The organism is Treponema sp. R6D11, assembly GCF_054786075.1.
Genome location: NZ_BDHD01001272.1, coordinates 1 through 343, shown reverse-complemented (window position 1 = coordinate 343; position 343 = coordinate 1). Strand labels below are relative to the sequence as shown.

At 37.9% G+C, this 343-nt stretch carries 1 protein-coding gene; it reads right to left on the bottom strand.

The features are described 5' to 3' along the window. Positions 1–16: 16 nt before the first annotated feature. The coding region (locus ACYVTD_RS18405; protein ID WP_461249042.1) for an endo-1,4-beta-xylanase at positions 17–343 on the bottom strand (327 nt) is incomplete at its 5' end.

Here is a 343-nt window from a genome sequence, read left to right as displayed (position 1 = left end):
GCGAATTATTATTTCTTTAATGATAGTCCTGTTTCTTTTTGGTTGTAAACAGACCGACAGAACTGAATGAACCCCAACTCTGACCCAACACATCAATCTCTGTAACGGATACTTTTACGCCTAACGGCTTGAACAGATTTAAGGTATTTCTTATACTCGACGCTGATACGCCTAAATTGTGATGTTCCTGCATTCCTATTCCTTCGATAAGAAGTCTGTTAGGATCCTCTCCATTAGGTTTATCACCGGAAGCAAGATACTTATCATTTACATCTTTCACCATGTTATAAATTAATGTCGCTCTGGCGGATTGATCGGTATTGTAATCGTTGTAATACAGTAT